8 protein-coding genes and 1 pseudogene are annotated in these 10,118 nt (G+C 68.0%); 2 read left to right on the top strand and 7 right to left on the bottom strand.

Features of this window, described 5'->3' with window-relative positions:
- Positions 1-73 precede the first annotated feature (73 nt).
- The gene (locus AMD30_RS16255; protein ID WP_055476337.1) at positions 74-1,261 is read right to left on the bottom strand and encodes an alpha/beta hydrolase family protein; all 1,188 of its coding nucleotides are present in this window, start codon (positions 1,259-1,261) and stop codon (positions 74-76) included.
- Positions 1,258-2,374, bottom strand: a pseudogene (locus tag AMD30_RS16250) (homogentisate 1,2-dioxygenase). The gene AMD30_RS16255 and the pseudogene AMD30_RS16250 overlap by 4 nt, the downstream one beginning before the upstream one ends.
- A 142-nt stretch (positions 2,375-2,516) precedes the next feature.
- Here AMD30_RS16250 and AMD30_RS16245 point away from each other — a divergent pair.
- Both AMD30_RS16245 and AMD30_RS16240 read left to right on the top strand, forming a co-directional pair.
- Entirely contained in the window at positions 2,517-3,134 is a 618-nt protein-coding gene (locus tag AMD30_RS16245; protein WP_014928618.1) for a TetR/AcrR family transcriptional regulator, read from the top strand.
- 84 nt (positions 3,135-3,218) lie between these two features.
- The gene (locus AMD30_RS16240; RefSeq protein ID WP_010843896.1) at positions 3,219-3,794 is read left to right on the top strand and encodes a GNAT family N-acetyltransferase; all 576 of its coding nucleotides are present in this window, start codon (positions 3,219-3,221) and stop codon (positions 3,792-3,794) included.
- 30 nt (positions 3,795-3,824) lie between these two features.
- Here AMD30_RS16240 and AMD30_RS16235 read toward each other — a convergent pair whose 3' ends face one another.
- The 5 genes from AMD30_RS16235 to AMD30_RS16215 form a co-directional block, all read right to left on the bottom strand.
- Complete coding sequence (locus AMD30_RS16235) at positions 3,825-4,553, bottom strand: DUF429 domain-containing protein (protein ID WP_055476336.1); 729 nt, start codon at positions 4,551-4,553, stop codon at positions 3,825-3,827.
- 26 nt (positions 4,554-4,579) lie between these two features.
- On the bottom strand, positions 4,580-5,833 hold the full coding sequence (locus AMD30_RS16230; protein WP_010843894.1) for a TrpB-like pyridoxal phosphate-dependent enzyme: 1,254 nt from the start codon (positions 5,831-5,833) through the stop codon (positions 4,580-4,582).
- A gap of 219 nt (positions 5,834-6,052) precedes the next feature.
- On the bottom strand, positions 6,053-6,718 hold the full coding sequence (locus AMD30_RS16225) for a response regulator (protein ID WP_055476335.1): 666 nt from the start codon (positions 6,716-6,718) through the stop codon (positions 6,053-6,055).
- A complete protein-coding gene (locus AMD30_RS16220; RefSeq protein ID WP_055476334.1) occupies positions 6,718-8,433 on the bottom strand; it encodes a sensor histidine kinase in 1,716 nt (571 codons plus the stop codon). The genes AMD30_RS16225 and AMD30_RS16220 overlap by 1 nt, the downstream gene beginning before the upstream one ends.
- 92 nt (positions 8,434-8,525) lie before the next feature.
- Positions 8,526-9,998 carry a CitMHS family transporter gene (locus tag AMD30_RS16215; protein ID WP_010843891.1) on the bottom strand — a complete coding sequence of 491 codons (1,473 nt, stop codon included), beginning with the start codon at positions 9,996-9,998 and terminating at the stop codon, positions 8,526-8,528.
- Between the last annotated feature and the right edge of the window lie 120 nt (positions 9,999-10,118).

Genomic DNA, 10,118 nt, shown 5'->3' with positions numbered 1-10,118 from the left:
ACCCGTTTACGCAACAGCCCGTAATAGGGCGCCCCGTCGCGTCCGGGGGGCGGTTTTCACCAGGCTGACGTCCTCAGTCGGCCCATCCCCGTTCGGCCATCCACTCCGTGATCGTCCCGACCGCTTCCTTCAGGTGCGGGATCTGGTCGCGCCCCGAGTAGTAGTGGGTCGCTCCGGTGATCGTGTGAAGGGTCTTGTCGGGATGACCCACCGCGTCGAAGAGGCGGTGCGTGTGGCTCGGCGTGCACGCGTTGTCCGCGGAGTTGCCGATGACCAGGGCCGGAACCGCGAGATCGGCGGCGCACCGCGGGCCGTCTCCGTTCGCCTCGTCGAAGCTCCACTGGGACAGCCAGCTGCGCAGGGTGGTGAACCGGGCAAGCCCGACCGGACCCATGTTGACGATCCGTGGATCTCCCAGATAACAACCGGGTGAGCGATCGCTGGGGTCGACGGTGAGGTCCAGCCAACGCGGATCGGCCATCGTCCCGTGGACGACGAATCCGTGCTCCAGCAACGGCTCACCGCGCCGGCGCAGCTCGTCGAGTCGTTCCTTGACCCATGCGGTGATCCGTCTGTTCCGGTCGATCTGCGCCGCGCGGTACCGGTCGAGGAAGTCCGCGGAGTACGGCGGCTGGTTGGGGTTCGACGGGTTGTAGAGATCCAGCTCCGGATCGCGGCGATCGGGATCGGACTCGTCGAGGATCGACGGGTCCATCCACTCGGTCAGTGTCCCGTGTCGCGACACGTGCGCGGCGAGCAGCATCATGCCGTCCGCGGCGGGCAGGTCGAGGGCTGTCAGGTCGGGTGGTTCACCGGCGGGGGTCGCGGTGACGGTCGCGTGCTGCGCCTGCTGCTGGTAGTACAGCGAGAGAGCACCCCCGCCGCTCCAACCGGCGAGGATCACCTTCTCGTAGCCCAGACGTTCGCGTGCATCCTTCACGCACGCACCGAGATCCTGCACGACCTTCTCCATGATCAACGCACTGTCGACGCCGCGATACCGGCTGTTGCAGTAGATGACATGGTGACCGGCGCGAGCGAGCGCGTTGGTCATCGGCAGGTACGCACCGCCGCCGATCGGATGCATGAAGACGATGACGTTCTTCGACGGCACGCCCCTGGGTCGCAGCAGGTAGCTCTCGAGAACGACACTCTCGGTGACCCCGCCATAGGTGTCCTGATAGGCCGAGAGGTCGTCGAAGACAACGAGATAGGGAATGCGGTCGTAGTCGTGACGGGCCGGATCGGTCGTGACGGTCATACCCGCGACTCTCCGTCGGCCGGCGCGGCGTCGGACAGGTCCGATTCGAGAATCGCCGGTGCGGCGATGAGCCGACGGCGCGTGTCGATCGAGATCACCTGCCATTCGACCCGATCGAACTCGTCGAACTTGCGACGGGACCGTTCCCGTGCCCGCTCGGGAATGCCGTGATGCATGCCCTGGGGTGCGTGGGAGATCAATCCCGGCGGCATGCCGACCCCGAACATGCTGCCGCCGTGAAAGAATGCGATCTCGTCGAAATCGGTGTTGCGGTGATACCAGGGCAACCGTTCGGCACCCTTGCGCGCCTCGGCCGGGCGTGGGAGGAAGTTCATCACGTAGACCCCGGTGGCCTGCATGAACAGGTGGACCGTCGGCGGCAGGTGCACGGTCTCGGACGTGATGACGTCGTAGTCCTCGATGTTGAACGTGAAAGGGAAATTGTCTCCGCGCCAGCCTTCTACGTCGCGGATGGAACGGGTAGAACAACGACGTCTGCCCGTCGCGCTGCCGGAACCGCACCTCGTACTCGTCTCGGCCGTCACCATCGAACGCCTCCGCCTCGGGAACGACAACGAGCGACGAATCGAAGGGAAAGAACCTGCCGAGCACTCCGGGCTCGGGAACCCGGAACTCGTCGACCGCCTCGATGATGAGCAGCAGCGACGGACCGTCCGGTACATGGCGATGCGTACACCCCTTCGGGATGTACACGTAATCGCCGGGGCGATAGGGCAATCGGCCGAACTCGGTCTCGAAGTAACCGGCACCCTCGTGGACGAAGACGAGTTCGTCGCCGTCGACCGGACGAGACCAGAAGGGAGCGGTCTCGATTCGACGGCTCAACGAGATGCGGCAGTCCTCGTTGTGGAACATCACGAGGGGTTCGCCCGCGGGATCGGTCTGGTCGGTGGGCGTGAGATCGGTGACGATCCGGTCGACCCCCGTATGGGTGCCCACCGCCCGGAACTGTGTCGGATCGTTGCGTCGGTACAGATGCGCGGTGCGACCGGTGAATCCGTACCGCCCGAGCTCATCGTCCTTCAGGTCGCCGACATCTCGGTGCACCTGCCGAGGCGTGCGCCCTGACCGGTGCTGGATGAACGATTCCATGCCGAACTCCTGTTCTCTGCGATTTTCTGATGCTAGATTCAGGTTCAGGAGATGACAAGGGTCACACTCAGTCTCGATCCACGTGCACCGCCTCGACGATCACGTGGTTCGATGAGTGATCGGTGCGTGGAAGGAGCTCACGGTGCCGCCGACGAACAAGGGACGCCAGACCGAGGCCGCTTTTCTCGACGCGGCGCGTCGGACATTCGCCGAGAAGGGCTATCTGAACACCAAGATCGCCGACATCTCGGCGGCTGCGGGCCGCTCGACGGGTTCGTTCTACAACTACTACGACAGCAAGGACCGGTTGCTCGAAGCGTTGCTGGACCGGTTCTCCGAAGAAGTGGTGGAACAGTCGCTCGCGACGAGGCACACCGACCCGGAGGCGGGTGTCCGCGCGGCCGTGACGGCCTACTGGACGACCTACAAGAAGTACCTGCCCGAGATCATCGGCCTGTTCCAGATGTCGATGCTCGACGACGACTTCCGCGCTCGATGGCACGCCAACCGCGTGTCCGGGATCAAGCAGGTGCTGTCCGGGCTGCACGCGGCCGAACGCGCGGGCTACGCCGTCGGGCTGCCGCTCGAACCGCTGGCGTCCGCATTGGTCGCAACCCTCGAATCCAACTGCTGGACCTGGCTCGCGGTCCGCAACGACGCAGCCGGTCCCGTCCCAGACGATGACACGGCCATCGAGATCCTCACCGCCATCTGGTACCGCACCGTGTTCGGATCGGGTCCCGCGAGCCCGGCTCCCTGATCCTGGTGGCCAGGACCTCCGATCACCACGGCGGCCGGATGTGTCCCCCTTGCTGTCTCGGACCGCAGCGGCGATGCTGGGGACATGCCCATCGAGGTCCGTCCCGCGGTGATCTTCGACGACATCGCGACGATGGTCGGCCCGAAGAAGCCGACCTCGAACGTCTGCTGGTGTCTGAGTTACCGCATACCGAGCAAGCAGAACCAGGAGCTGGTCCGCGAACAGCGCGGCGAGTTCGTGAAAGAACTGTGCGACAGCGGCATTCCGCTGGGCGTGCTCGCCTACGACGACGCGGGTGAGGTCGTCGGCTGGGCGGCCGTGTCGCCGCGCGCGGACACGAGCTTCGCGCGGAACCGGCGAATCCCCCACGTGGACGACCTCCCGGTGTGGTCGGTCTGGTGCATCCGCGTCCGTCCCGGTCATCGCAAGCAGGGGATCTCGCATGCGCTCCTCGCCGGGGCCGTCGACTACGCGCGGTCGAACGGTGCGCCGGCGATCGAGGGTTACCCCGTGGACAACAAGGGCGCCAAGGTCGATCTGACGATGGCCTACGTCGGGACCCGCGGCCTGTTCGAGAAGGCCGGGTTCGTCAAGGCCGCCGACACCTCGTCGGTCCTCGCCGGGTTCCCGCGCGTGCTCATGCGCCTGGCACTGGTCTGAGCGTGCTCGCGCCGAGCCGCGCGGGGGAGGTCAGATCAGTTCCGACAGTTCGCCGGTGGGTACATGGATCCATCCCTCGCGGGTGGCGACCGGTCGATCGGCCGTGTCGGGCGACGTGGTCCGGCCGAGCTGCGCGGCGCGCGCGATCAGCGCGGTGATCACGGCGTCGAACGCGTCGTCGTCACGCGCCATCGTCTCGGCGTGATCGCCGAGATCCAGCCATGGCGCAGCCGCTTGCAGAGCGTCGGCCAGTGCGGCGAGAACCGGCACGTTCGCGGCACGCTTGTATCCGCGCGAGGTCAGTCCCCACCGCTTGAGCGCCCCCGCGGGGTACGCCTCGACCGCCCATCCGTCGACGCGGTCGTCGACGCCCAGGTCCGCGAGCAACCCGGCGCATCGGAACGCGACGTGCGCGATCTGGTCGGCCGACACACTGAGCGGGCGGCCCACTCCCGTTTCGACGATCCGCAGATCGGTGCGACGCAGCGCAAGTGGTCGTCGACGAGTGATGTCGTCGAGTTCGCGGCCCTTCGGCAGCTCGTTGCGGTGGTGCGCGACGACGAAGTCGACGAACTCGTCGGGCCAGCCGAAGGGAGAGTCGATCCCGATCCGGGTGGCTCCCTCGACGAGCCGCCGGATGGCGGCGTCGTCCGCGCCGACGACGAGCTCGGTCAGCTCCGCCCGGTCAGCACGCCAATCCACGCATGCCACAGCTGTTTTCACCGGCGATGCGGACAGGTCGACACCGACGGTCCGCATCGCCGGGAACACTGTGCGGGCTCGATTCAGAAGTTGCCCTCGAGGAACTCGGCGTAGGCCGGCAGATCGAGTTGGCCGTGGCCAGACAATCCGATCACCACGACCTCCTCCTTGTCGCTGTCGGCGACGTGCGCGGCGCAGGCCGCGATCGCGTGGGTCGATTCAGGGGCCGGGACGATGCCCTGGGTCCGGGCGAACTGCACGCCCGCGGCGAACGCATCGTGCTGCGAGATGGCGACGCCCTGGACCAGACCGAGCTCCACCGTGTGGCTCAACGCCGGTGCCATGCCGTGGTAGCGCAGACCACCGGCGTGGATCGGATCGGGCACGAAATCCATTCCGAGAGTGTGCATCTTGAGCAGCGGCGTGAGTCCGGCGACGTCACCGTGATCGTAGCGGTACTCCCCCTGCGTGATCGACGGGCACGCGGCGGGCTCCGCGGCGACGACCCGCGGGTCCGAGCGACCGTGCAGCTTCTCCCGCAGGAACGGGAACGACAGCCCGGCCAGATTCGAACCGCCTCCGGCGCAACCGAACACGATGTCGGCACCGCCGGGCTCCACTGCGTTCAGCTGCTCGACGGCCTCCTGACCGATGACGCTCTGGTGCAGCACCACGTGATTGAGCACGCTGCCCAGCGCGTACCGGGTATCGGGATCGGCGGCGGCGACCTCGACGGCCTCGCTGACCGCCATGCCCAGGCTCCCGGTGGTGTCGGGGTCCTTGGCGAGCATCGCTCGACCCGACTCGGTCAGCTCCGAGGGACTCGGGTGGATGGTGCCGCCGTAGGTGCGGATCAGGAACCCGCGGTACGGCTTCGAGCTGTACGACGCACGGACCTGCCACACCTCGACGTCGATACCGAACTGCGCGCCGGCGAATGCGAGCGCGCTGCCCCATTGACCGGCCCCGGTCTCCGTGGTCAGTTTGGTGACACCATCGATGCTGTTGTAGTAAGCCTGCGCGACAGCGGAATTGGTCTTGTGACTGCCGACCGGACTCACGCCCTCGTATTTCACGTAGATCCGCGCCTTGGTGTTCAGCGCCTGTTCGAAACGGCGCGCACGGATCAATGGCGACGGCCGCCACATGCGGTATATCTCGCGTACCGGATCAGGGATCTCGATGTAGGGCTCGGTGGAGACCTCCTGGGCGATGAGCCCACTCGGGAACAGTGCGGCGAGATCGTCCGGGCCGACCGGCTCCCTGGTGCCGGGATGCAGGTGCGGCGGAATCGGGGAGTCGAGCTCGGCGGCGAGGTTGTACCAATGCGTCGGCACATCCACCGTGATCAGATCCGGATTGCCCCCACCCGCAACTCTCGGCCCGCTCGCTCCGCTCCCGGCGCCGGCACCATTCGGCCCGCTCGCTCCGCTCCCGGCGCCGGCACCATTCGGCCCGCTCGCTCCGCTCCCGGCGCCGGGTTCAACACGCATCGTCATGGGTCACCACTCTAATCCTCGGCAGGCGTCGGCGACCGGTGCCGGGCGATCCCGGACTCACGCCTCGGGCAGCCGATACTCCTGCCGCGGCCGGCCGGTGGTGCCGTATTGCAGCGACATCTTGAGGCGGCCGGCGGCGACGAGGTTCGCGAGGTGCCGGCGCGCGGTCGGTGCTGCGACACCGATCTCGCGGGAGACGTCGTCGGCGAACAGCGGCGTACCGGCGGTGAACAGTGCCAGGATGCGCTGTTCGGTCGGTGACCCACCCTCTGCCCGGTCCGCGGCGCGAGTACCGAAGCGCAGTGCCGAGAGGGCGGCGTCGACGGCATGCTGGTCGACGTTCTCGCCCGCCAGCACCCGCCGGTACTGGGCGTAACCGGCCAGCCGACGTGCGAGGTCGGCGTCGTCGAAAGGCTTGATCAGGTAGGCGAGCGCACCGGCACGCATCGCGGCACGCACCGCCGATGCATCGGTCTCGGCGCCGACGATGAAGCAGTCGCAGTCGAGTTCGGCGACCAGATCGATGCCCGAGCCGTCCGGCAGGTAGACGTCCAGCAGCGCTAGGTCGATGTCGGCGTGCTCGGCCACCGCTTGCCGCGCGGCACCGATGCTCCCCGCACGCGCACGGACGGTGAACCCCCGCACGGCATCGACGATCGTGGAATGCAGTGCGGCGACCCGGAAGTCGTCGTCGACTATCAGGACGCCGAGGTCGTCGGTCATCAGTGGCCTCCCGGCTCGTCGGTGTCGCCGAGTTCCCCGGCGTTGCTGCTCTCGGTGCCCTCCGTCGGCGCGAGCACCCCCGGCAGGCGGGCGACGAACACGGCTCCGCCGAGTTCTTGCTCGCCTGGAGCCTGCCCACCCGCGTCGGCGACCCAGACGTCCCCACCGATTCGACGCGCGATCTGCCGGGCCAGAGCGAGGCCCATGCCGCGGCCGCCGGGCACGTGCGCGCCCGACTTCGTCGTGGCGCCCTCGGCGAAGACGGCGTCGGGATCGTCGAAGGAGATGCCCGGACCCGAGTCCCCGACGGTGACCAGGATGGTGTCGTCGTCGGCGATCACCTCGACCTCGACCTCCCCGGTCTCCCCCGTGCCGGATTCGGCTCCCGTGCCATCGCCCGAGCCGGCGGCGTCGATGGCGTTGTCGACGAGGTTGCCGAGCACGGTGGTGACGACGACGGGTTCGGTGAGCGCACCCTGGAGCCAGGTCTGGTCGCCCAGTCGCAACACGACGCGGCGCTCCCGTGCCTGGGCCGCCTTCGCATCGAGAAATGCGTGCAGATGCGGCTCGCGCACATTGTCGAGTCCGGTGAGGAGCGCTCCGCCCGGTCCGGTGCCGGTGACCTCGTCCAGGTAGGCCAGCGCTTCGTCGGCATGCCCGTGCCGGAGGAGGCCGGCGAGCACGTGCATCCGGTTGGCCGTCTCGTGACGCTGCGCGCGTAGGGCCGTGCTCATCGATCGGATCGAGTCCACCTCGCGGCTCAGCGCCTCGACGTCGGTGCGGTCGATCACCGACAGGACCATGCCGAGATCGCGGCCGTCGGCGCGCACCCGATGCGAGCTCACCAAGACGACCCGCTCACCGACACTCGCGGCGAGTGGCTCGGCGGTCGGCGTGGCCAGGACGGCGGCCACCCGCGGGCTGAGGCCGAGGTCGGCGGCCGGCGTGCCGACGGGTGCGTCGACGGCGAGCAGTGCACGCGCCCTGTCGTTGACGACCCGGACGATGCCGTCGGCGTCGACGGCGAGCACGCCGTCGGCCATCGAGTGCAGCACCGCACCCTGTTCCCGGACGAGTTCGGCCAGTTCGTCGGACTCCAATCCGAGCGTGAGCCGACGCCAGCGGCGAGCCAGCAGCGCCGAGCCCACCGCGCCGATGCCCAGTGCCGTGAGCGCGAGGAGCGAGGTCGCGATGATGTCGCTGCGGGTCTCCGACGCCAGCCGTTCGGTGGAGACGCCGACGCTGATGAACCCGACCACCGTGCCGTCCGCGCTCAGGACCGGAACCTTCGCCCGTACCGATTCCCCGAGCGTGCCCCGGTCGGTGGTGACGTCGTCAGAGCCGGACAGCACCTTCGACGGGTCGGTGGACACCATCCTGGCGAGCTCCGACGCCTCCGGATGAGCGAGACGGATGCCGCGATCGTTGCCGATGACGACGAACAGGGCTCCGGTGCGCGCCCGCACAGCCGCGGCCTGACGCTGGAGCGGGCCGTCGAGCAGGTCGGACGCATTCACTCGGGTGCCCGGGTGGGCGGCCACCTCGCTGCGGACCTCGGCATCGGCGGCGACCGACTGGGCGATCGCGAGAGCCCGCTGTGCGTATTCCTCCCGCACGCGGTCGTCGGCGCCGGCGATGACCAGACCGAACCCGACGACGAGGCTGACGGCGATCACCGCCAGCTGCAGGAGCAGCACCTGCGTCCGCAAACGCATGACGCCAGCCTAGTGCCGTGCCGGCGCGGCGATCCGTGGGGAACGGATCGCCGCGTCGGCTTCGAGAGGGACCGGCGTCGCCGCGACGTCGATCAGAACGGGATGGCCCCGACCAGGACGCCGACTGCGAGCATCACCAGGGAGACGACCGTGGCGCGCCACAGGACCTTCTTGTGGTGGTCGGCGAGGGAGACCCCGGCAAGCGCGACCAGCAGCAGGATGGCCGGGACGAGCGGGCTCTGCATGTGCACGGTCTGGCCGGTGATCGAGGCGCGAGCCATCTCCGTGGGGTCGATGCCGTAGCGGGTCGCGGTCTCCGACAGCACCGGCAGCACTCCGTAGTAGAAGGCGTCGTTGCTCATCAGGAAGGTGAGCGGGATCGAGAGCACGCCGATCACGATGGCCATGTGGGGGCCCATCCAGTCGGGGATGCCGTCGGCGAGCCAGTGCGCGATGGCGTCGACCATTCCGGTGCCGTTGAAGACCCCGGTGAGCACGGCGGCGGCGAGGACCATGGCGACCACCGACACGATGCTGGAACTGTGCCGGGTGATGGCCTCCTGCTGCTGCTTGACGTGCGGGAAGTTGATGGCCAGGGCGATCCCGGCGAAGATCATGAACAGCACGGGGATCGCGATGATGTCGGCGCCGAGGATGGCCAGCAGGGCCACGGTGAGGCCCGCGTTCACCCAGAAGAGCTTGGGGCGCAGGGTTTCCCGGTTGGGATCGAGGACGCCCGAGAAGGACGCATCGCGGTCGTCGTCACTCGGGTTCGCGACGGTGGCGCTCAGGTCGTGATCGCCGGTGGGGGCGTCGTCGTAAGCGGCTGAGCCGGTCCCGGCCGAACCCGAACCGCGCGCACGACGACTCCGGGGCGGCAAGCCTGTCCCACCGCCGGCGGCGACGAGCACCTCCTCCTTCGGTGCGAGGATCGAGTCCCTGATCTGCAGCTTGCCGATGCGGCGGCGTTCGAGCACACCGAGGTGATAGGCGAAGAGCAGCACGACGACCAGAGCGGCCACCAGCGCGGGGACCATCGGGACGAAGACGTCGTTGGTGTCGATGTTCAGCGCACTCGCGGCGCGGGCGGTGGGTCCGCCCCACGGGAGGATGTTCATCGTGCCGTTGGTGAGTCCGGCCACGACGGTGAGGACGACCGGGCTGACACCGAGCTTGAGGTACAGCGGCAGCAGTGCGGCCGTCGTGATGATGAAGGTCGTCGAACCGTCACCGTCGAGGGATACGACACCGGCGAGCACTGCGGTGCCGACCACCAGACGCGCCGGGTCGTCGTGCACGGCGCGGACGACCGCCCGGACCACCGGGTCGAAGAGGCCGACGTCGATCATGATCCCGAAGAAGATGATCGCGAAGAACAGCATCGCGGCCGTCGGGGCGAGGTCTTTGATGCCGTCGGTGATCATGTCGCTGATGCCGAGGCCGGCACCGGCGAAGAGGCCGAAGGCGACGGGGACGAGGATCAGCGCCACCACGGGCGTCGCCCGCTTGGTGATGATCAGCACCATGAAGGTGGCGACCATCCCGAGGCCGAGTGCTACCAACATTGTCTTACTCGATTCTTCAAGCGGATGTGAGGACGACCACATCGGTGGTCACATCAGAAGTGTTGGCGTTACCGGCATCACAGTCACGCTTGAGCGCATAAGTATCGTTTTGCGCTTTTC

Origin of the sequence: Gordonia sp. HS-NH1, from assembly GCF_001418765.1 — a bacterium.
GTDB lineage: Bacteria > Actinomycetota > Actinomycetes > Mycobacteriales > Mycobacteriaceae > Gordonia.
The sequence above is the reverse complement of the archived record's forward strand: the minus strand, read 5'-3'. Positions and strand labels throughout refer to the sequence as shown.